Here is a 19069-nt window from a genome sequence, read left to right as displayed (position 1 = left end):
GAAAAGCCGCGACTGGCGCGAGCCGGAAATGCCCAAAAGGGCTGGAACGTGATAGTGTCGTGTCTCACGACCCAGGAACCAGAGACACCATGCCCTCCGCCGCCCACCTCGCATCCATAGAGCGCGTGCGCGCCAGCTTCGAACGGCAGAACGCGATGCGCCTGATACGGGCGAGCCTGCCCGTCGTCGAACACGGACGCGCGGAAATCCACCTCCCCCACTGGGACGGCATCGAACAGCAGCACGGCTTCGTGCACGGCGGCGTGATCGGCATGATCGCCGACTCGGCGGCCGGCTACGCGGCGATGTCCGTAGTCCCCGATGGGGCTTCGGTGTTGACCGTCGAGTACAAGATGAACCTGGTGGCGCCGGCCATCGGCGAGCGGCTGATCGCCCGTGGCTGGGTGGTCCGCCCGGGCAAGACGCTGATCGTGACCCAGGCGGAAGTCTTTGCCATCGATGACGGCCACGAAACACTTTGCGCGATCATGCAGCAGACCATCATGGCGCTGCAGGACAAGGCCGAGCGCCCCTCCCCTCGGAGCATATCCCCATGAAAACATGGTTGACGGCGATCGCGCTCGCAGCCGCATCGCCCCTCGCGCAGGCCGCGGGTCCCGCTCTCGTCGTCCACCAGGACCCCAACTGCGGATGCTGCTCGGGATGGGTCGAGCACATGCGGGAATCGGGCTTCCAGGTGACGGCCATCTCGTCGACAGACATGGCGTCGGTCAAGCAAAAACTGGGGGTTCCGATGCCACTGGCCTCGTGCCACACCGGGGTGCTGCAAGACACCGGCCAGATCATCGAAGGGCATGTCCCCGCCAACGTCGTGCGCAAGCTGCTTGCCGATTCTTCGGTCAAGGGCGTGGCGGCGCCGGGCATGCCGCTGAATGCACCGGGCATGGGGGCGCTGGACGGCAACCTGGTCACCGTGGACTTCGACGGCAAGCCGTTTTCCAGGGACTAGTCCTGTTCGGTGAATCCGTACAGGACACTAAATCCGCTCGCCCTCACTCAGCGGGGCCACCACAGATAGGACACCGGATCGTCCGGGCATGCGCCGACGCCGCATTCCAGCAACGTGGACACCAAGTTGGCCGCGACCAGGATAAAGAACAGCCAGATGATCGCCCGGGCGACCTTTCCGGGCACGCGGGCCCGGGGGCTGTCGGCGCAGGTGCGATCGAACACCAACATCACCGCCGTCCATAGAATCGTCAGGACAAAGAGCACGAAGGCCCAGGTGTAGAAGTGCAGCCCCAGGAACGGCGACCCATAGCCCGCCACGTCGTCGGGCGCGATGTGCAGCAGCACCTGGCGGCCGGCAGCGAACGCGCCGGCCAGGGCTGAAAAGAGGATCAGCGCGTAATGCAGGGGGGATGGGCCGAAGCGCACATTGAGCAGCAGGCCGATGCCGACCATCACGAACCCCACCCGCTGCAGCAAGCACAAGGGGCACGGCAATTCGTCGTAGACCACCTGCCAGACGAACGCCATGAGGAGCACGCCGCAGACCGCCGCCAGCCCGATGGCGTTCACCCAGCCCGACATGCGTCGCGAATCCGAAAACAGTTCGCCTGCCATGAGGGCCACCTATAGTGAAATGGGGAGAACGCCGGTCATGTGGTACCGGCTCCACGCGGTGAAAATCAGCAGGGTCGCCAGCCACAGGCCGATGCAGGCGCCGCGCCGCCCACGGATGGCGAACCACACCGACAGTAAAGCGGACAGGAAAGGCAGCATCATGATCATGGCGGGCGCCTCATCGTCGACTTACGAGATGACACATTGTATTTGAGACGCCGCCGTTTTCAACAGGCATCCATCCGCGTGCGGGCCGGCGGATTCGGCTCAATGCCCGAACACATCCGAGTCGAGCATCCCGGGGTCCGGCCGGTCCAGGCGACTGAGCGCCTCCATTTCCTCAGCGGACAACGTGAAATCGAACACGTCCAGATTCTGCGCCTGGCGTGCCGGGTCCGCCGACTTCGGGATGGGCACGGCCCCGGACTGCGTATGCCAGCGCAGCACCACCTGGGCCGGCGTGCGGCCGTGGCGCCGGGCCGCGGCGACGATCGCCGGATCGTCCATCATCCCGCCGGCGCGCCCAAGTGGGCTCCAGGCCTCGGTCACGATGCCCCGGGCGCGATGCATCGCCACGATATCCCCCCGCGTGTGATAGGGGTCCATCTGGATCTGGTTGACGTGGGGCACCAAGCCCGCATCGAACAGGCGCTCCAAGTGCGCGACCTTGAAGTTCGACGTGCCGATGGCGCGCACCAGGCCGCCCTCGAGCAGGCGGGTCATGCCCTGGAATGCGTCGACGTATTGGTCCTGGTCCGGGTTGGGCCAATGAATGAGCAGCAAATCGATGTAATCCAGGCCTAGTCGCCGCAAGCTGGCCTCGCAGGCTTGGCGCGGGCCGTCCGCGCCGTGCCATTGGCGATTGAACTTGGTGGTGACGAAGATATCGCCGCGCGCCACACCGGACTTCCGGATGCCCTCGCCCACCCCCCGCTCGTTACGGTAGTTCTCCGCGGTGTCGATGAGCCGATAGCCGACGCCAAGCGCCGCGGCGACCGCGGCGGCGGCCTGCGCATCGTCCATCGGCCAGGTGCCCAGGCCGATTTGCGGCATCGGGACGCCATTGGGCAGGGTGACGACGGGGACGGGACTCGTGGACATGGGGACCTCCTGGGGAAAATCGACGGGAATGCGCCGTTGAGGCCATTATGCCGCCGCGCCGCCCGGGACACATAATCGACAGACATATGATTCCCATACAACCCGCGATAATAAGAATATAGATATCCATTATTGGAATGGCGTTCCACGACTCCATAGAATGGAAGACCTTTCATGCCGACGCCGACGGCACTGCACCCGTGTTTCAAGGGGCCGCTCGCGGCCCCTTTGATTTCCGGGTCGTTTGCCGCGCCGGCCCTTGCAACCCATCCTCCGAGCCCGCCATGCCCCGTGTATCCCAACCCGCTATCGAGTCGCTGAGCCCCACGCTCCAGGCACTCTTCCCTCAGTACACACTGGGCAGCGACCACTTTGCGGAGCAGTTCCGGGTGCTGGCACAGGTCGAGCCCGCGGCGGAGCATCTATTCGAAATGCTGATGACGCTAAAGGCGCGCCAGGGCATTTCCCCGCGGCACATCGAGCTCGCCATCATCGTCACCTCGCACCTGAACCGCTGCCACTATTGCGTCGAGGGCCACACGCCGCGCCTGCAGGTGCAGGGCCTGGACATCGACGATCCGCAAGCGCTGATCGACGGCACGACGACGGCGCCCCTGACCGACACCGACCGGCTCGTGGTCGAATACGCCGCCGCCGTCACACAGTCCGCCCAACGGCTGCCGGAATCCCTGTTCGACCGCCTGCGCGCGCAGTTCACCGAATCGCAGATCGTCGAGCTGACGCTGCGCATCACGCTGTGCGGTTTCTTCAACCGCTTCAACCAGGCCTTGCAGATCGGCGAGAGCAGCACCACTGCCCATGCTCTCTAAAGGCCGCGACCCCGACGCATTTCCACCTCACAGAGAGTACCCAGGAACATGACCAGCATCCTCAACCGGGGGCGCCGCGGCGCCGCCCTCGCCACCCTTTCGGCCATCGTCGGCCTGGCGGCCTACACGCTGCCCGCCAGCACGCTTGCGCAGGACGGCGACCCCATCCGCATCGGTATTCTGGCGCCCCTGAGCGGCGCGGGCGGTGCCTACGGCCCCGGCATGATCGAGGCCGCCAAGCGGGCGGCCGAGTTCATCAACACCGATGCCGGCGGCGTCCTGAACGGCCGCACACTCGAAATCGTGGCGGCCGACAGCGAGACCAACCCCACGGCCGGCGTGGCCTCGGCGCGCAAGCTGCTCGACGTGAACAAGGTCGTGGCCATCGGCGGGTTGTGGAGCAGCTCGGTGGCGCTGGCCGTACGCCCCCTGACGCTCGAGCGCAATGTCCCCCTTCTGGTCACTGGCACGGGCGACGAGGTCACCCAGGGCGACAACCACGGGCTGGTCTGGCGCTTTCAGGCGCGCGGCAGCGACTGGGGGGAGGTGTTTGCGCGCGCGGCCTACCAGGACGGCGCCCGCACCGCGTCCGTGCTGGCGCAGCAGGCCCCGGCCTGGACCATCATGGTTGATCCCTTCGTGCGGGAATTCGAGAAACAGGGCGGCAAAATCGTCGACGTCGTGTATTACAACCCGGGCCAATCGTCGTACCGGGCCGAAGTCGAAAAGGTGTTCTCCAAGAACCCGGACGCTGTGTTCCTGCCGAGCTACCTGCCCGAGCTCTCGGCCATCGCCCGCGAAGTCTATCGCGGCGGCTTCACGAGCAAGATCTATTCGAACTCCTCGGCGGCCGACGCCGAGGGCGCCTTCGTCAAGAACGTGGGCGCCGAGGTCTCCGAGGGCATCCACCACATCCAGTCGATACCGCCCGCCGAATCCACCGCCTATAAAACATTCGCGCAACACACCGGCACGCCCGAGAACACGCTCGCCATCTTCCCGTCCAATGTCTGGGACCAGATCGCCGTGATGGCGCTGGCCATCGAAAAATCGGGCAGCGCCGATCCCGCCGTATTTACCAAAGCCATCCTCGACGTGGTCAACGGCCCGGGCGAGACCGTCGAGAACCCGGTCGCCGGCCTGCAAGCGTTGCGCGCGGGCAAGGACATCGCCTACAGCGGCGCGGGGGCGGACTTCGAGTTCGTGCCCACGGGCGATCAACTGCATCGCAGCTATGGCCATTTCATCATTACCAAGGGGACCAATCAGTTGAAGGGCCTGATCCAGTGATCCCCGGCCATGCCGGCCGCACGGGACTCGCCCTCAGCGCGCACGACATCACGCTGTCCTACGATGGCTTCCAGGTGCTGCGCGGGGTTACGCTGCACATCGAGCCCGGACGGATCACCGGCATCGTCGGCCCCAACGGGGCCGGCAAATCGTCGCTATTCAACGTACTGGCGGGCAGCACCGCGCCGGATGCGGGCACCGTGCGGCTGGGCGAACGGGACATCACCCGGCTGCCCATGCACCGGCGCGCACGCGCCGGCATTGCACGCACGTTCCAGCTCGCCCGCGAACTCGACAGCCTGACCGTACTCGAGAACCTGCTGCTCGCCGCGCCCAACAACCCAGGCGAATCGCTGTGGCACATCTTTACCGACCGCGGCGCCATCCGCGCAGCCGAGGGCGCCGCTTTGGAACACGCGCTGACGCTGCTGCAACGCACGCGCCTGCTGCGGCTGGCCGACGCGCCCGCCGGCAGCCTGTCGGGCGGACAGAAGAAACTGCTGGAACTATGTCGAGCACTGATGCTCGAGGCGCCCATCATCCTGCTGGATGAGCCCGCCGCGGGCGTCAACCCGGCGCTGATGGAGGAGCTTGCCGCATTCATCAGCGAATTGCGCGGCGAAGGCCGGACATTCGCCATCGTCGAACACAATATGGATCTGATTGCGGCACTCTGCGACACCATCTACGTGCTGGCCGACGGCGCCGTGCTGACCGAAGGCGCCTTCGCCAAGGTCACAGCCGACCGGCGCGTGCAGGACGCCTATCTGGGGGTGACCCTATGAGCGCCGCGCTGGCGGTCCGCGGCCTGAAGGCGGGCTACGGCGGCAAGCATATCCTGCACGGCGTCGACTTGGATGTGCCCGCCGGTACGGCCCTGACCATCGTCGGACCCAACGGTTCGGGGAAATCCACCCTGCTCAAGGCCATCGCCGGCCTGGTGCCTGCGCTGGACGGTACGATCCAGCTCGGGGACACACCCATCACCCGCCTGGACGCGCGCGCGCGCGCCCGGCTCGGCCTGGCCTACGTACCGCAGGAAAGCAATATATTTCGCAATATGAGCGTGCGCGAGAACCTGCGGCTGGGCTGGGAGTTTCGCCCCGACCGGCGGACCGGCGCGCCCTTGTCGTACAAGCTTGACGAAATCCTGGATCTGTTTCCCGAGATCCTCCCCCACTTGAATACACCGGCCGGCCTCCTGAGCGGCGGGCAACGCCAGATGGTGGCCGTGGCCTCGGCCATGATGCTCGAGCCGCGCTTGCTGGTGCTCGACGAACCTTCCGCCGGCCTGTCCCCTCGGAATGCCTCACTGTTGTTCGAGATCATCGACCGTATCCGCGGCACCGGCCTCACCCTGCTGATGATCGAGCAGAACGTGCAACTGGGGCTGGCCGCGGCCGACCACGGCCTGGTCCTGGTCATGGGCCGCGTCAGGCGCACGGCGGCGGCGGCGGAACTGGCCGCTGACGACACCCTGGCCGAACTGTTCCTAAGTGCCGACCGCCGCGGCGCACCCGCACAGCCCACCTCCTGACACCGACATGATGCAGATACTCTTCAATGGATTGGTCACCGGCATGCTGGTCGCGCTGCCCGCGCTCGCCGTGGCCCTGACCTTCAGCGTCCTGCGCTTCGCCAATTTCGCCATCGGCGCCATGATCACGGCGGGCGCCTACTTGGTCTACACCCTGAACGTGGTCCTGGGGCTGCCGCTGATCGTCTCGGGCATTTTGGGCGCAGCACTGGCCGGCGCGCTCGCCGCGGTGATCGACCTACTGGTCTTCCGCCCCCTGCGGGACCGCTCCGCCGTCACCCTGATGGTCGCATCCATCGGCGTGTCGTTCATCCTCGAGAACATCGTGCGTTTCGTCGCGGGCAACACCCCCGTGGGCTACGACGTCGCCCTCTCGCGCCCCTGGCGGTGGGCCGGCCTGCGCATCAACGTCGAGCAGGTCCAGGCGCTGGTGGTGTGCCTGCTCGCGCTGCTGGTCGTGTGGGTGATCTTCAGGCGCAGCCGCCTGGGGCGCGCCATGCGCGCCATCGCGGACAATGCCCCCTTGGCAGCCACACGCGGCGTGTCCCGCCAACAGATCGTCACAGTGACCTGGGCGATGTCGGGCGTGCTCGCCGCACTGTCGGGCACGCTCATCGGCCTGGACGCCACCATCGACCCGCAGATGGGTTGGCTGTACGCCCTGCCCGCCTTTGCAGCGGCGATCCTGGGCGGCTTGACCCATCCTCTGGCCGCCATCCCCGGCGCGCTGGTGATGGGCGTACTGTCCGAGGCCGCCACCCTCGTCATGCCCGCGCACTACCGCATCATGGTCGCTTTCGTACTCATGAGCCTGCTGCTGATCCTGCGGCCCGCCGGCCTGTTCGGCACCCGCTGGCTGACCCGGTAGACGGGAAGGAAATCCCATGACGAGCTACCTGCTGTCCCTGCTCACCATCGCGGTCATCGCCGGCGTGGCCGGCCTCGCCCTCAACATCCAGTGGGGCATGACCGGGCTGGTCAACTTCGGCTTGTTCGGCTTCTACATGGTGGGCGCCTACGCCTGCGCCCTGCTGACCACGCAGATGGGCTGGGCGCCGTGGCAGGCCGTGCTGGCGTCCATCGTGTTGACCACCACCGTCTGCGCCCTGGTCAGCCTGATTTCCCTGCGCCTGGATGACGACTATTTCGCAATCGTCACCCTGGCCTTTGCCGAAAGCGTGAAGCTGATTGTCAACAACGAGGAATGGCTCACCCGCGGCAGTATCGGCATCCCCGGCATTCCGAGGCCGTTTCCGAGCGATGCCGGCATGCTCGTGTTCGCGCTGGCCGGCCTGGCCCTGGTGTTCGCCGTCCTCGAGATCGTGTCCCGCTCGCCGCTGGGCCGCACCGCACGCGCCTTGCGCGACGATCCCCTGGTGGCCGAGACCTTGGGCAAAAACGTGCTGGGCGCGCGGCTGCGGCTGTTCGCGCTGGGCGGCGCGGCCCTGGGCATCGCCGGCTGTCTGCACGCGTTCTACTACCAATACATCGACCCCACGCAATTCAACATCGCCATGACGGCATCGGCCTTCATGCTGGTCATCCTCGCCGGCCGTGGCAGCCATCGCGGGGTGCTGGTCAGCAGCCTGACAGTCGTCGTCCTGATCGAAGGCACGCGCTTTCTCGACGACGCCATCTCGTGGCTCGCGCCGCATCAACTTGCCGCCCTGCGGCTGATCCTCATCGGCCTGGCGCTGATCCTGCTGCTGATCTACAAGCCCGAGGGGTTCGGGCGCGAGTACCGGTTCCTGCGCGGGGACGCGGGACGCGGGGGGTAAGCGCGGCGCCCACTATATCGGCAGGTCGAACAGCAGGATTTCGGCCCTGCCCGCATCCGATACGGTCACCTGCCTTTCATTCACGAGCTTGGCCGCATCGCCCGCGCTCAGCGCCAGGCCATTGAGCGCCACGGCCCCGCGAACCACATGCAGGTAGCCGCAACGCGAATCAGGAAAGGTGTACTCCAGCCTATCCTCGCCATCCAGGATCGAGGCATATATCTGCGCATCCTGGTGGATGAGTACCGAATCGTCGCGGCCGTCGGGTGAGGCGATGAGCCGCCATTGCCGCGCCTTGCCGGCCGGCTCGAAATACTTTTCCTCATAGCCGGGCTCGATGCCCTGCGCATTGGGCCGAATCCAGATTTGCAGGAAATGGACGGGCTCGTCGTGCGAATGATTGAATTCGCTGTGCACCACGCCGGTGCCGGCGCTCATGCGCTGGACATGGCCATAGCGGATCACGGAGCCGGTGCCCATGCTGTCCTTGTGCTCCAGCGCGCCATCCAGCACATAGGAGATGATCTCCATATCGCGATGGCCATGCGCCCCGAACCCGCGGCCGGGCTGCACCCGGTCTTCGTTGATGACCAGCAGCGGACCAAAGCCCACGTGCTTGGGGTCATAGTAATTCGCGAATGAAAACGAATGACGGGAGCTCAACCAGCCATGCTCGGCCACACCACGGTCTGCGCTTTTTCGGATTTCCAGCATGATGTTCCCTCTTAGATGATTTCAGCCTGGATCCGTGCCGCGGGCACGGCGCGATCGGATGCCCGGTGCAGATCAAGAACGGGGCCCAGCGGCACGATGCCGTTGGGATTGATGCTGTGGTGACTGCGGTAGTAATGCTGCTTGATGTGATCAAAGTTCACGGTGTCCGCCACGCCCTGCCACTGGTAAAGCTCGCGCGTGTAGCTCCAGAGGTTCTTGTAGTCGGCCAGACGCCGCAGATTGCATTTGAAATGCCCGTGGTAGACAGCGTCGAAGCGGATCAGCGTCGTGAACAGCCGCCAGTCGGCCTCGGTGAGGCGATCGCCCAGCAGATAAAGCTGCAGGCCGAGCGTGTTTTCGAGCTGATCGAGGGAGGCGAACAGCTTGCCGACTTCCTGCTTGTAGACCTCCTGCGTCGTGGCAAAGCCGACCTTATAGACGCCATTATTGACGGCATCGTAGATTTCGGCATTGACGGCGTCGATCCGTGGCAGCAGGTCCGCCGGCGCGTAATCGCCCTCTCTGGCACCGATGCCATCGAAAGCCGAATTGAGCATGCGGATGATTTCCGAGGACTCATTATTGACGATCGTGTTGCGTTGCAGATCCCATAACACCGGGACGGTGACGCGCCCACTGTAATCATGCTGTGCCCGCAAATAGACCTGATACAGGTATTGCGCCTGGCCGACGGGGTCGGCAAGCACGCCCGCGCCGGGCTCGAACGTCCAGCCGCACTCACCCATATACGGATTGACCACCGATACACCAATCATTTTTTCCAGGCCCTTGAGCACCCGCATGATCAGCACGCGGTGCGCCCAGGGGCACGCCAGGGAAACATACAAATGGTAGCGGCCGGCTTCGGCCTGGAAACCCCCGGCGCCGGTCGGGCCCGCGCTGCCATCAGGGGTGATCCAATGGCGGAACTGCGTGTCGCTGCGCACAAAGCGTCCACCCGTGCTGCTCGTGTCATACCACTGGTCGTGCCATTTGCCGTCAATGAGAAGTCCCATGTCTTTTCCTTGCCTTGCGAGGCCGGGTATGTCTGTGAATTGTCCACCCATTCACGGCCCGGCTCCGTGAAATCGTGCGTGCTTACTCGATCACGGCTTCCAGCGCGATATCGAGCGTGACCGCGTCGCTGACCGCGGGTGCGAACATTCCGGCATTGAATGCGCTGCGCGAAATCACCGCCGTGGCATTGGCGCCGATGGCGTCCTTCTTCAGCATCGGGTGCGGGCCATTGAAGAACGACGTGACGGTCAGCGTCACCGGCTTGGTCACGCCCTTGATGGTCAAGTCGCCCTCGATGCTGGCGGGCTTGTCGCCGTCGAACACCACTTTGACGGACTTGAAGGTGGCCGTCGGAAACTGGGCGGTATCCAGGAAGTCCACGCCTTGGATGTGACCATCGAAATCTTTGAAGCCGGTGCTCACCGAGGTCATGTCGATGGTGACATCCACCTGGGCATTCTTGGCCGCCTTGTCCAACACCACGGTGCCGCTCGTCTGGTTAAAACGCAGAATCTGCTTGGACAAACCCAGGTGGTCATACGAGAAACGCGGAAACGTATGGCTGGAATCCACCACATAGGCCTGCGGGGCGGCCACGGCCTGACCGGCAACGAAAGCGGCGAATGCCGCGGCGATGAGTGTCTTTTTCATAGTGAATCCTATAGTCGAAAAACAGGTAGAAGGTGCTTGGGAACGACGGTTTCGCTACGGCGTGGCGACGACGCGAAAACCGATGTGGATGTCATTGGCGACGATGCCGAAATTCTTCCATTGACCCTCGCCGACGCCGAAATCGGCGCGCTGGAACGTAAAGCCGCCCTCGAAGACGCCGGAGTCCCCGTCCTCTTTAAAGGTAAAGGGCGCCGCCACTTCCTTAGTGACGCCCTTGATCGACAGATCGCCCGTCACCTGGTAACGGTTATCACCCAGGGCGGCCACCTTGCTTGAGGTAAACGTGGCGAGCGGATGCGCGCTCAACGCCAGCCATTCCTCCTTTTCCAATTCGGCGTTTGCTTCGGCATAACCGGCATCGATGCTGGCCAACGAGACTTCGATGGCAATCGTGGCCGCCTCCGGGTTGGCCGGATCAAAGCTCAGCGACTGGGCTTTCAGCTCGCCGAAACTGCCGTCCATCTTGACGTTCATCTGGCGATAGCCAAAGGTCACCCTGCTGGCCTCGCTATCGAGCGCGGTGTACTCGAGCGCATGTGCGCTACTCAAAAGGCTTAGGCTCAAAGCGGCGGCGAGTGCGGCCGGACGCAAAATATTGGATTTCACGAGGACTTCCTGTCGACTAACGGCAGCATGCGGGTCATGATCGTGTCCTTCTTGACAAAATGGTGATGCGCAGCGGCACCGACATGCCCAACAACCGCCGCCAACAGCACATAGTTCAACAGAGCATGGGCGTCTTTGAGCGTAACCCCCAGGGCCGCGCTCTTTGGCACCAAGTCAGGCAGGGGCAGAACCCCGAACCACACGACGGGAACGCCCTGCGCCGAGCTCATGAGCCAACCGCTCAGCGGAACCACGATCATCAAGGCATAAAGCACCCAGTGTCCGGCATGCGCCGCGAGGCGAGCCAAGGGCCCCATGGACAGCGGCAGATCGGGTGCGGGATGACTCATGCGCCACGCCAGACGCACCACGGCAAGCGCCAGCAACGCCATTCCCGCCCATTTGTGCCAAGAATACAGTTGCAGTTTATTGGGCGACAGGGGCAACCCTTCCATGTAAAAGCCCAGCGCAAAAGTCCCCATCAGGCCGAGCCCAACCAGCCAGTGCAGAAAGATCGCCGTGCGCGTATAGCGCGGGCCCGCACGCATGGCCCTCTGCCGGGAAAACGCCCGAGTGCCTGCCTGGAAAGGCCTCGCCTTTCTTGTCACAAAACCCCTATTAGAAATAAATACAGAGAAAAACATTCGACCAACCTCTTCTTATTTCCACAAACGAAACAATTAGCGCAATCATCCGGCATCCTTTCTAGTTGCCAGGCCGCAAACCAAGCATTTCAAATGCTTTACTCATGGCGATGTTCGATGAATTGCCTACCTTTCGTTCCATTGATGCAGATACTTTAAAGATTTCTATTAATAGAATAAATATGCTAATATAACATATATTATTCCTAAATTAGAAATTATAACGAATGGGTGAGCTATGGATCGCTTACGCGCAATGCAAATTTTCGAGCGAGTGGCCAGCGAAGGCGGATTTGCCGCGGCGGCGCGCGCGCTGGATATGTCGCCGCCTGTGGCGACCCGCCTGGTGGCCGAGCTCGAAACACTGCTCGGAACCAGGCTCTTTCAGCGCACCACGCGGAAAGTGGCGCTGACCGAGGCCGGGGAAGCCTACCTGGCGCGCGTTCGCCAGATTCTCCAGGACGTGGACGAGGCGGACGCAATGGCCAGCGCCCATACCCACGAGCTCGCCGGCCGTCTGCGCGTGCATACACAGCCGGTGCTGGCGAGCTACGTGATTGCGCCCTTATTGTCTGGCTTCCGTCAACGACATCCCGGCATCGTGATCGACATCGACGTCGAAACCTATCGGGACCCGCCCATCGAGGACTACGACATTACGCTGCTTGGCGTCGATGTCAGCTTCAACGCCGATATCGTCGCCCGCAAGGTCATCGAGTCCGACGTGGTGCTCGTTGCATCTCCAGGCTATGTGGCGCGACGGGGCACGCCGACACAACCCGAGGAGCTGAATCAACACGAATGCCTGCGCCTCAAGAAGACAGGCGAGCCCTTGAATGCCTGGAGCATGTGGCGCGAGCTCAACCCGACCGACCGGGTCGAAGTAAACGTCGATCCGGTGCTGCTCGCCAACCACACCGACACCCTGCTTCGGGCCACGCTGGATGGCGCCGGCATCACCTCGATATCACTCGACATCGTCGCGCCGTATCTCGCCCGAGGTGAGATGGTCAGGGTGCTGAACCCTTGGATTACGGGGCGGCTCGCGATGTATGCGGCCATGCCCAGCCGTAAATTCGTTCCACAGCGCTCGCGGGTGTTTCTGGACTACCTGGTCGAACAAGCCCGCGAGCAAAACAATGAGGCCCTGAGGGCCGGTGCGGCTTACTAGCACATCGGTACCGGGCGAAAACCCGGACATTCAAAAAGGAAACCACTATGCTCTATGTCGACATTCCGACCCGAAACGAATTTTCTCTACTCGCCAACCAGCGAGCCGATGCCTGCGTCTCAATATATTTGAAAACAACCCCAGTGACGCAAGACGTTCAGGCGTCCCGCATCCAGATGGGAAACCTCATCAAAGAAGCGCAAACGCAGCTCGAGGCGGCGGCATTTGACAAACGGCGCCTGAGCGCGCTGCTCGACGGACTCAACAACCTCCTGGACGACGATGAGTTCTGGCGCTTCCAGGCGAACAGCCTGGCCGTGTTCTCGACACCGGACAGCATCCGCACCTACCGGCTTGCAAACGACCTGGTGTCCACGGTGCAGGTCTCCGACCGATATCATCTCAAGCCGTTGTTTCGCGCAGTCACCTTCCCGCACTCGGCGTTCATCCTCGCCCTGTCAGAAAATTCCGCGCGTCTGTTTGAACTGAATGCCGACCAGCCCGCCTCCGAAATCGTAGTGCTGGAACTGCCCAAGGATATGGCCTCATCGGTGGGCCGCGCCCCAAACAGCGAACGTGCTTTCAGCGGTCGCATCCACGCCATGGAAGGCCACAACGTCCGGCTCCAGCAGTATGTCCGCCAGGTTGACGCGGCGCTGCGGCCGATCCTCGCCGGCCGCGAAACCCCGCTGGTCTTGGCAGCAACGGGGCGGATCGCGGACCTGTTCAAACAAACCTGCTCCTACCCGGCGCTGCTGCCCGAGACGATCGCGGACAGCCCCGATCATCTGAGCGAAGCCGAACTGACCGCGCGGGCGCGGCCGATCCTCGACAACGCCTATGCCCGGCAGGTCGCCGACATCAAGGCGCTGTTCGACAAGCGGGCGGGGGAACGCCGCGGCACAACGGACATCTCCGACGCGGCGCGCGCGGCGACGGCCGGCGCGATCCAGACGCTCCTGGTCGACATCGACGCCGTGGCCGCGGGTTTCGTCGACGACGAAACGGGTGCGGTGTCCTTCGTGGATAAAGACGATGCCAAGGCCTATGACATCATCGACGAGATCACCGCTCGTGCATTTGCCAGTGGCGCAACGGTGCTGGGGGTCAGAAAGAAAGACATCCCCGGCGACCATGAGCTTGCGGCGATCCTGCGCTATCCGCACTGACAGACCTCGCCAAGGACAGCGCAGCCCGCCGGGGTTCGGTATTATCATTGACACCATGGGTGGCATGGATATGGACCATGGCCGACCTGATCGATGGCGGCAGACCCGCCGCCCATCGCCGATTTTGTGACCCTCACAAAGGAAGCTCATCGTGACGATAAAAGCCTTCGGCGCCCGCGCGGGCGACCAACCCCTCGAATCGATGGAAATCACGCGGCGCACACCCGGCGCGCACGACGTGCAGATCGCCATTGCCTACTGCGGCGTGTGCCACTCCGACCTTCATCAAGTGCGCTCGGAATGGGCGGGAACGCACTATCCCTGCGTGCCGGGCCACGAAATCGTGGGCCGCGTATCGGCCATTGGATCGCACGTCTCCGGATTCAAGCCGGGCGACCTCGTCGGCGTGGGCTGCATCGTCGACAGTTGCCAGCACTGCGCCGATTGCGAGGAGGGACTGGAAAACTACTGCGACCACATGGTCGGCACCTACAACGGCTCCACCCCGGACGCGCCAGGCCACACGCTGGGCGGCTATTCGCAGCAGATCGTGGTGCATGAACGCTACGTGCTGCGCATCCACCACCCCGAGGCACAGTTGGCCGCCGTCGCGCCGCTGCTGTGTGCCGGCATCACTACCTACTCGCCCTTGCGCCACTGGAAAGTGGGGCCGGGCCACCGAGTGGGCGTGGTCGGCATCGGCGGCCTGGGCCACATGGGCATCAAGCTCGCCCACGCCATGGGCGCACACGTGGTGGCATTCACCACATCCGACTCCAAGCGCGAGGCGGCCCTGGCACTGGGCGCCAATGAGGTCGTGGTCTCACGCAACACCGACGAGATGGCCGCGCACGCCAAGAGCCTGGATTTCATCCTCAACACCGTGGCCGCACCGCACAACCTGGATCCATTCTTCAACCTGCTGAAGCGCGACGGGACGATGACGCTGGTGGGCGCACCCGCCACGCCGCACCCCGCGCCCGGGGTGTTCAACCTGATCCTCAAACGCCGCAGCCTGGCGGGCTCACTGATTGGCGGCATTCCAGAAACGCAAGAGATGCTGGATTTCTGCGCCCAGCACGGCGTCGTAGCGGATATCGAGATGATCCGCGCCGATGAAATCAACACCGCCTATGAACGCATGCTCAAAGGCGATGTGAAGTACCGCTTCGTCATCGATAGCGCTTCGCTGGGTCATGACGGCGGTGTGGAGCGGGAGGTTTGACTGTAAACTCGCGTGTCACGCCAGCGTTGTCCAGGAGAGACGCGTGCCGCACAGCACACCTGGTTTCCCCACGTAAACAGAAATACCCAAGGGCAATCGAATCACGCCATGCACAACAAAAAGCGATTGATCAATATTTTTCTACCTCTCTCTATTGCGGCACTGATGGCCGGCTGCGCAACATCCCCCGCACCGAAACAATCCGGATTTTTGCCTGATTACTCGCGCTTGCAGCAAGCCACCGTGTCGGGAGAGAGCAACCGGCTAGCCTACGCGAGCCCGGACTTTACACCGGCCCGCTACCACGCGATCAAGCTTGACCCCATCCTGTATTACCCCGAGCCCCGGTCCAGCGCTGACGTCTCGATGGACGCATTGACGCAGATCCGCAAAGAGCTGGACCGGTCGTTGCGCCAGAAACTGGGGGCGAAAATCAAGCTGGTCGACAGCGCCGGACCGGGCGTGGCCCAGGTGCGCATCGCCATCACCGCTGTCGGGGCTGAAACGCGGGCCCTGAAAGCCTATCAATTCGTACCCATCGCCCTGGCCTTGACCGGCGCCAGAGCCGTGGCACAAGGTGGCTTGCCACGCGATGCCACGATTGCCGTCGAATCACATGTGACCGACAGTGTGTCGGGCGAGCTGCTCTATGCCGGGGTACGCGGCGGCACCGGAGAGCGCGTAATCGATGCGTCCCAGGGACGTGGTGGCGTCCAATTGGCCAGCCTGCAGCCCATGATCGATGCGTGGACCACGGCCGTGGCCGACGCTGTCCAGCAATACGTCAAAGGGAAATGAACCGACGGGCCATTTGCCGGGCCTGATCCGGCGCGGATGCACGCAATAGACGCAAGACCCGGACGAGCGGCCGTACCGCCCCCAACCGGGTCCGCCAGAGCGCCCTGACGATATTCGGCCCTACGCCAAGTCACCGATGTCGCCATCCCTCTGCGCGACATAAATCAGGACGATGCCTATCGTCGCGAAGAATTGAAATGCGGACGCGACGCCGTTCCACTGCTCCGACATCCACATCCCGAACCACTCGCCGCCGACGGACATAAAGCCCACCTGCCAAACCAGAAAACCCAATGTGAGACCAGCGATGGCCATGTGCTTGCGGCGGTTGAACTCAGCCGCCGACGCGTATCGGCCCCTGAACATCCGCCACGCCCCAACCCAGCACAGGACAGCCGTCAAGGTCTCAAGGGCGATGATGAAGATATAGACCGCGTGATGCACAGCCACCGAGTCGATCGCCCGATACTGGATCGTGGCCGTCGGAAAGATGGTATCCATGAGCAGCACGTGCTGGACGAACGCGAAATTGCTGCCGTAGTCGGTGATGTTGCCGAAAGAGACCAACGACGCGAACAAGGCGATCGCGGCAGTGAGCAAAAGCTTCGAGTATCGAATCACCATGGGCGCTTCCCTAGTGTCATGGCCTGCCGCAAGCCCCAGCCAGCAGCCCCGCTCGCGGACGGCGGACCACGGATGGCACGCCCTCAGAGTTTTTCGCCGTAGCGCTGCCGATAGTCGTTCCGCATCCTGGTGCAGGCCGCGCGGGCAAACCTGCGCTGTTCGATAGAATTGAAATCGGCGTTCTGGTCTTCCAGGCAACGCTCGATCGCCGCCTTTTCAAGCGCCTGCTGGCGCGCCATGCCACGGTCAATGATCAAACCTCCGACGGCGCGCACCAGCAGAACCGCGACGAACGCGGCTGCAACCAGGACCAGGGCCCGTGTGGCAATGCGCAACGCCCGCCCCGAGTCCATGGGCTGCCTTCGCTGACTGATCGCCGGCATGTCTCCCCCCTTCATTTTTTATCAATGCGCTCATTATGCTACAGGCTCGCGGGTGAGATGGGGGAGCTGCCTCACTGGATCATCACATGACGGCGCTCAAATTCCCAAATCTCGGGAAAACCCATCAGGTCATGCAGCTGATCCATGCTATAGGCGGGGATATCGAGACCTATCGTCGTGCCTTTTGACTGAAGGAACCGATAGCCCGCGCCCAGAGCGGCGGATGCGACCGCCATACCAAGTGCAGGGTAGATGACGATATTAAAACCCCATTCACCCAAGGTATCAGAACAGAGCTCCGGCGATAGTCCGGTTGGAACCATATTGGCCATTAACCAGCCATCCACCTCGGCGCCTATCCGGCGGAACTCATCCTCCGATTCCGGGGACTCGATAAAGATAATATCCGCGCCGGCTTTTGCGTACGCATTACCGCGCCTAATCGCTTCGTCCAGGCCCAATTCGGAGCGGGCATCGGTGCGCGCAATGATCAGCGTCTCGCTGCTGCGCCGAGCCTCCACCGCGACCTCTATTTTTTTCAGCATCTCCGCGATCGGAATGACCTGACGCGCAGGAGTATGGCCACATTTTTTGGGCGATACCTGATCCTCGAACTGAATGGCCTGCACGCCCACTGCTTCATAGCCTCGAATCGTGCGGCGCAGATTGATCAAACCGCCAAAGCCCGTGTCCGCATCGGCAATCAATGGCTTGCTAATGCCCTCTGCAATAACAGCGGCTCGCCCGACCATTTCGGTATAACTGATCAAGCCGGCATCCGCCACGCCAAGATAAGAGCCGGAAATGCCATAACCGCTCATGTACAAGGCCTTGAAATCAAGCTGATCTGCAATCCGAGCGGAAAACATGTCGAAAACACCAGGAGCGACGACAAGCTCGCCACTTGCCAGGATCTTCTTGAGCGATGCGGGTGTACTCATGTGCCGGTTCCAATAAATGAGAGACTGCAACTGGTGGGGGCAAACACTACATCGCTCAGGATGCCGAAGCCGATGTGTCTCGAGCGCGCCTGCGCCGCAACCAAGCACTGGATCGGCCGCCAAGCGGACGCTCCAGCACGCCTTCGGCAAAATCAACCGCGTCGAGCAGCAGATTGAGATCTATACCGGTATCAAAGCCACACTGCCCCGCCATCAAGACCAGGTCTTCGGTCGCCAGGTTTCCGGCGGCCCCGGGGGCAAACGGACAGCCGCCGATACCACCCACACTGGAATCAAAACGACGGATTCCCGCTTCGAGGGCGGCCCAGGCATTGGCCACAGCCATGCCACGCGTGTCGTGCAGATGGATAGCCAGTTGCGAGACGGGGACCACCTCCGCCAATGCGCTCATCCTCTCTTTGACGTCCAAGGGGGCAGCAGCGCCGATCGTGTCGGCGATTACGACTTCCTGGGCGCCGGCTTCGAGCATTTTCTTAGCCAGCAGCATCGTCCGGTCGAGTCCAGTCGCCCCCTCAAACGGGCATTCGAACGCCACAGCAATATAGGCCCGCCTGCGCAGGCCATGATCACGTGCACGATGCAACGTCTGCTCGCTCGCTGCAATCGCCGCATCCAGGCTCATATTGATGTTTTTCTGATTCATCATCTCGGTGGCTGAGAGCACCACCGCAATCTCTTTTGCCCCGGCGGCAAGCGCGCGCTCCAACCCTTTCAGATTGGGCGCGAGAACCGATAAGCGCAAATTTTCGAATACCCGGCTCAGCTCTTGGACGAGCTCGGTGGCGTCGGCCATTTGCGGAACGGCCTTGGGCGACACAAAGCTTGTCGCCTCGACACTGGATACGCCGGCATTGCTCAATAACTCGATGAGTTTGAGCTTGGCTTGAGTCGGCACATGAACCGACTGGTTTTGTAAACCGTCACGCGGTGCAACATCCGTAATATGAATAGCTTCCACGAG

24 protein-coding genes are annotated in these 19069 nt (G+C 62.9%); 12 read left to right on the top strand and 12 right to left on the bottom strand.

Features of this window, described 5'->3' with window-relative positions:
* The first annotated feature begins 89 nt into the window (after window positions 1-89).
* Both ABS761_RS15315 and ABS761_RS15310 read left to right on the top strand, forming a co-directional pair.
* Complete coding sequence (locus ABS761_RS15315; protein WP_350409212.1) at window positions 90-557, top strand: PaaI family thioesterase; 468 nt, start codon at window positions 90-92, stop codon at window positions 555-557.
* Entirely contained in the window at window positions 554-970 is a 417-nt protein-coding gene (locus ABS761_RS15310; protein ID WP_350409211.1) for a DUF411 domain-containing protein, read from the top strand. Before ABS761_RS15315 ends, ABS761_RS15310 begins: the two co-directional genes overlap by 4 nt.
* Before the next feature lie 47 nt (window positions 971-1017).
* Here the strand turns inward: ABS761_RS15310 and ABS761_RS15305 are convergent, their stop codons facing one another.
* From ABS761_RS15305 to ABS761_RS15295, 3 genes are all read right to left on the bottom strand, one after another.
* Window positions 1018-1587, bottom strand: coding sequence for a disulfide bond formation protein B (locus ABS761_RS15305; RefSeq protein WP_350409210.1), 570 nt, complete (start codon window positions 1585-1587; stop codon window positions 1018-1020).
* Window positions 1588-1596: 9 nt separating this feature from the next.
* Window positions 1597-1755, bottom strand: a complete 159-nt coding sequence (locus tag ABS761_RS15300; RefSeq protein WP_350409209.1) for a DUF5993 family protein — start codon at window positions 1753-1755, stop codon at window positions 1597-1599.
* Between the two features lie 99 nt (window positions 1756-1854).
* Complete coding sequence (locus tag ABS761_RS15295; RefSeq protein WP_350409207.1) at window positions 1855-2688, bottom strand: aldo/keto reductase; 834 nt, start codon at window positions 2686-2688, stop codon at window positions 1855-1857.
* 284 nt (window positions 2689-2972) lie between these two features.
* Here ABS761_RS15295 and ABS761_RS15290 point away from each other — a divergent pair, with 284 nt between their 5' ends.
* The 6 genes from ABS761_RS15290 to ABS761_RS15265 are packed head-to-tail and all read left to right on the top strand — an operon-like array spanning window position 2973 to window position 8123.
* Window positions 2973-3518: a carboxymuconolactone decarboxylase family protein gene (locus ABS761_RS15290; protein WP_350409206.1), complete on the top strand. Its 546-nt coding sequence runs from the start codon at window positions 2973-2975 to the stop codon at window positions 3516-3518.
* A gap of 48 nt (window positions 3519-3566) precedes the next feature.
* Window positions 3567-4808: an ABC transporter substrate-binding protein gene (locus ABS761_RS15285; protein ID WP_350409205.1), complete on the top strand. Its 1242-nt coding sequence runs from the start codon at window positions 3567-3569 to the stop codon at window positions 4806-4808.
* Window positions 4805-5593: an ABC transporter ATP-binding protein gene (locus ABS761_RS15280; RefSeq protein ID WP_350409203.1), complete on the top strand. Its 789-nt coding sequence runs from the start codon at window positions 4805-4807 to the stop codon at window positions 5591-5593. Before ABS761_RS15285 ends, ABS761_RS15280 begins: the two co-directional genes overlap by 4 nt.
* Window positions 5590-6345, top strand: coding sequence for an ABC transporter ATP-binding protein (locus ABS761_RS15275; RefSeq protein WP_350409201.1), 756 nt, complete (start codon window positions 5590-5592; stop codon window positions 6343-6345). Before ABS761_RS15280 ends, ABS761_RS15275 begins: the two co-directional genes overlap by 4 nt.
* 7 nt (window positions 6346-6352) lie before the next feature.
* On the top strand, window positions 6353-7213 hold the full coding sequence (locus ABS761_RS15270; RefSeq protein WP_350409200.1) for a branched-chain amino acid ABC transporter permease: 861 nt from the start codon (window positions 6353-6355) through the stop codon (window positions 7211-7213).
* 16 nt (window positions 7214-7229) lie between these two features.
* Window positions 7230-8123 (top strand): branched-chain amino acid ABC transporter permease, encoded by an 894-nt coding sequence (locus tag ABS761_RS15265; protein ID WP_350409199.1) that lies wholly within the window; start codon window positions 7230-7232, stop codon window positions 8121-8123.
* Window positions 8124-8135: 12 nt separating this feature from the next.
* Here ABS761_RS15265 and ABS761_RS15260 read toward each other — a convergent pair whose 3' ends face one another.
* The 5 genes from ABS761_RS15260 to ABS761_RS15240 all read right to left on the bottom strand — a co-directional run bounded on the left by ABS761_RS15260 (window position 8136) and on the right by ABS761_RS15240 (window position 11680).
* Window positions 8136-8837 (bottom strand): pirin family protein, encoded by a 702-nt coding sequence (locus ABS761_RS15260; protein ID WP_350409198.1) that lies wholly within the window; start codon window positions 8835-8837, stop codon window positions 8136-8138.
* 11 nt (window positions 8838-8848) lie between these two features.
* A complete protein-coding gene (locus ABS761_RS15255; RefSeq protein WP_350409197.1) occupies window positions 8849-9853 on the bottom strand; it encodes a glutathione S-transferase family protein in 1005 nt (334 codons plus the stop codon).
* Window positions 9854-9935: 82 nt separating this feature from the next.
* On the bottom strand, window positions 9936-10505 hold the full coding sequence (locus ABS761_RS15250; RefSeq protein ID WP_350409195.1) for a YceI family protein: 570 nt from the start codon (window positions 10503-10505) through the stop codon (window positions 9936-9938).
* Between the two features lie 54 nt (window positions 10506-10559).
* Window positions 10560-11132 carry a YceI family protein gene (locus ABS761_RS15245; RefSeq protein WP_350409194.1) on the bottom strand — a complete coding sequence of 191 codons (573 nt, stop codon included), beginning with the start codon at window positions 11130-11132 and terminating at the stop codon, window positions 10560-10562.
* Complete coding sequence (locus ABS761_RS15240; RefSeq protein ID WP_350409193.1) at window positions 11129-11680, bottom strand: cytochrome b; 552 nt, start codon at window positions 11678-11680, stop codon at window positions 11129-11131. The genes ABS761_RS15245 and ABS761_RS15240 overlap by 4 nt, the downstream gene beginning before the upstream one ends.
* Before the next feature lie 352 nt (window positions 11681-12032).
* On the opposite strand from ABS761_RS15240, the gene ABS761_RS15235 reads away from it, so the two are divergent.
* The 4 genes from ABS761_RS15235 to ABS761_RS15220 all read left to right on the top strand — a co-directional run bounded on the left by ABS761_RS15235 (window position 12033) and on the right by ABS761_RS15220 (window position 16139).
* Window positions 12033-12947 (top strand): LysR family transcriptional regulator, encoded by a 915-nt coding sequence (locus ABS761_RS15235; RefSeq protein WP_350409192.1) that lies wholly within the window; start codon window positions 12033-12035, stop codon window positions 12945-12947.
* 47 nt (window positions 12948-12994) lie between these two features.
* Window positions 12995-14116: a baeRF11 domain-containing protein gene (locus ABS761_RS15230; RefSeq protein ID WP_350409191.1), complete on the top strand. Its 1122-nt coding sequence runs from the start codon at window positions 12995-12997 to the stop codon at window positions 14114-14116.
* Window positions 14117-14267: 151 nt separating this feature from the next.
* Window positions 14268-15341: an NAD(P)-dependent alcohol dehydrogenase gene (locus ABS761_RS15225; RefSeq protein ID WP_350409190.1), complete on the top strand. Its 1074-nt coding sequence runs from the start codon at window positions 14268-14270 to the stop codon at window positions 15339-15341.
* 108 nt (window positions 15342-15449) lie between these two features.
* On the top strand, window positions 15450-16139 hold the full coding sequence (locus tag ABS761_RS15220; RefSeq protein ID WP_350409189.1) for a DUF3313 domain-containing protein: 690 nt from the start codon (window positions 15450-15452) through the stop codon (window positions 16137-16139).
* A 120-nt stretch (window positions 16140-16259) separates the two neighbouring features.
* On the opposite strand, the gene ABS761_RS15215 is transcribed toward ABS761_RS15220, so the two are convergent.
* The 4 genes from ABS761_RS15215 to ABS761_RS15200 form a co-directional block, all read right to left on the bottom strand.
* The gene (locus ABS761_RS15215; RefSeq protein WP_350409188.1) at window positions 16260-16763 is read right to left on the bottom strand and encodes a DUF2165 family protein; all 504 of its coding nucleotides are present in this window, start codon (window positions 16761-16763) and stop codon (window positions 16260-16262) included.
* 83 nt (window positions 16764-16846) lie between these two features.
* Window positions 16847-17146, bottom strand: a complete 300-nt coding sequence (locus ABS761_RS15210) for a hypothetical protein (protein WP_350409187.1) — start codon at window positions 17144-17146, stop codon at window positions 16847-16849.
* Window positions 17147-17217: 71 nt separating this feature from the next.
* Entirely contained in the window at window positions 17218-18087 is an 870-nt protein-coding gene (locus tag ABS761_RS15205; RefSeq protein ID WP_350409185.1) for an isocitrate lyase/PEP mutase family protein, read from the bottom strand.
* 55 nt (window positions 18088-18142) lie between these two features.
* Entirely contained in the window at window positions 18143-19066 is a 924-nt protein-coding gene (locus tag ABS761_RS15200; protein ID WP_350409184.1) for a hydroxymethylglutaryl-CoA lyase, read from the bottom strand.
* Window positions 19067-19069 lie beyond the last annotated feature (3 nt).

Origin of the sequence: Castellaniella sp. GW247-6E4, assembly GCF_040276065.1 — a bacterium.
Classification (GTDB): Bacteria; Pseudomonadota; Gammaproteobacteria; order Burkholderiales; family Burkholderiaceae_B; genus Castellaniella.
This window is presented reverse-complemented; position numbering and strand designations above follow the sequence as displayed.

Excerpts from the sequence above, each read along its gene's own strand:
- ABS761_RS15295 (WP_350409207.1), bottom strand. The coding sequence starts at position 2,688 with ATGTCCACGAGTCCCGTCCCCGTCGTCACCCTGCCCAATGGCGTCCCG.
- ABS761_RS15230 (WP_350409191.1), top strand. The coding sequence starts at position 12,995 with ATGCTCTATGTCGACATTCCGACCCGAAACGAATTTTCTCTACTCGCC.
- ABS761_RS15250 (WP_350409195.1), bottom strand. The coding sequence starts at position 10,505 with ATGAAAAAGACACTCATCGCCGCGGCATTCGCCGCTTTCGTTGCCGGT.
- ABS761_RS15270 (WP_350409200.1), top strand. The coding sequence starts at position 6,353 with ATGATGCAGATACTCTTCAATGGATTGGTCACCGGCATGCTGGTCGCG.
- ABS761_RS15300 (WP_350409209.1), bottom strand. The coding sequence starts at position 1,755 with ATGATCATGATGCTGCCTTTCCTGTCCGCTTTACTGTCGGTGTGGTTC.
- ABS761_RS15290 (WP_350409206.1), top strand. The coding sequence starts at position 2,973 with ATGCCCCGTGTATCCCAACCCGCTATCGAGTCGCTGAGCCCCACGCTC.
- ABS761_RS15265 (WP_350409199.1), top strand. The coding sequence starts at position 7,230 with ATGACGAGCTACCTGCTGTCCCTGCTCACCATCGCGGTCATCGCCGGC.
- ABS761_RS15240 (WP_350409193.1), bottom strand. The coding sequence starts at position 11,680 with ATGCGTGCGGGCCCGCGCTATACGCGCACGGCGATCTTTCTGCACTGG.
- ABS761_RS15310 (WP_350409211.1), top strand. The coding sequence starts at position 554 with ATGAAAACATGGTTGACGGCGATCGCGCTCGCAGCCGCATCGCCCCTC.
- ABS761_RS15285 (WP_350409205.1), top strand. The coding sequence starts at position 3,567 with ATGACCAGCATCCTCAACCGGGGGCGCCGCGGCGCCGCCCTCGCCACC.
- ABS761_RS15305 (WP_350409210.1), bottom strand. The coding sequence starts at position 1,587 with ATGGCAGGCGAACTGTTTTCGGATTCGCGACGCATGTCGGGCTGGGTG.
- ABS761_RS15315 (WP_350409212.1), top strand. The coding sequence starts at position 90 with ATGCCCTCCGCCGCCCACCTCGCATCCATAGAGCGCGTGCGCGCCAGC.
- ABS761_RS15210 (WP_350409187.1), bottom strand. The coding sequence starts at position 17,146 with ATGCCGGCGATCAGTCAGCGAAGGCAGCCCATGGACTCGGGGCGGGCG.
- ABS761_RS15275 (WP_350409201.1), top strand. The coding sequence starts at position 5,590 with ATGAGCGCCGCGCTGGCGGTCCGCGGCCTGAAGGCGGGCTACGGCGGC.
- ABS761_RS15235 (WP_350409192.1), top strand. The coding sequence starts at position 12,033 with ATGCAAATTTTCGAGCGAGTGGCCAGCGAAGGCGGATTTGCCGCGGCG.
- ABS761_RS15255 (WP_350409197.1), bottom strand. The coding sequence starts at position 9,853 with ATGGGACTTCTCATTGACGGCAAATGGCACGACCAGTGGTATGACACG.
- ABS761_RS15260 (WP_350409198.1), bottom strand. The coding sequence starts at position 8,837 with ATGCTGGAAATCCGAAAAAGCGCAGACCGTGGTGTGGCCGAGCATGGC.
- ABS761_RS15205 (WP_350409185.1), bottom strand. The coding sequence starts at position 18,087 with ATGAGTACACCCGCATCGCTCAAGAAGATCCTGGCAAGTGGCGAGCTT.
- ABS761_RS15220 (WP_350409189.1), top strand. The coding sequence starts at position 15,450 with ATGCACAACAAAAAGCGATTGATCAATATTTTTCTACCTCTCTCTATT.
- ABS761_RS15215 (WP_350409188.1), bottom strand. The coding sequence starts at position 16,763 with ATGGTGATTCGATACTCGAAGCTTTTGCTCACTGCCGCGATCGCCTTG.